Below are 526 nucleotides of genomic sequence, written 5' to 3' on the forward strand. Positions count from 1 at the left end.
ACAAGATTTTTGTGATTGAATTATCACAGAATGCCATCCAGTGAAAAATTTTTCATATCCTACAGATTGAGCATGACCTAATGTCACAGTTGAGTCAAATATCATAGTGGTTTCAAAGTTTTTCTTTTTTCCAAATGATTTAGAAAGTTCCTTGTACGTAATATCATTTTTCAGTTTGTTAATTTCAGCTAATTTGTTTCCATTAGAATCAAATATGAACAGACTTGTAGAATCAAGTTCATCATCGTAAAGTGGAGTCTCATTAAATATACAATGGATAAATTTGCTCCAATTGAATACAATGCCTAAAATTCCTATTGGGATTTCTGAGCCCGTATTATCTTGATACACATTACAATAAAATACAATTTTTGTGAATCCCTTAATTTCTTCATTGATCATCTCAAATCCATAATCTTTATTTCTATGATTTAATGCATTTTGAAACCATGATGAGTTTTTTATGTTTGTATCCCTCAAATTTTTTAAGGTGTTACCATTTGCCACTACATTTCCATCTAAATCG

General features: G+C 29.5%; 1 protein-coding gene. It reads right to left on the bottom strand.

Features of this window, described 5'->3' with window-relative positions:
• On the bottom strand, window positions 1-507 hold a 507-nt coding region (locus tag BG20_RS02655), incomplete at its 3' end, for a hypothetical protein (protein WP_133936188.1).
• Between the last annotated feature and the right edge of the window lie 19 nt (window positions 508-526).

Source organism: Candidatus Nitrosarchaeum limnium BG20, from assembly GCF_000241145.1.
In the GTDB taxonomy this organism is placed as follows: Archaea; Thermoproteota; Nitrososphaeria; order Nitrososphaerales; family Nitrosopumilaceae; genus Nitrosarchaeum; species Nitrosarchaeum limnae.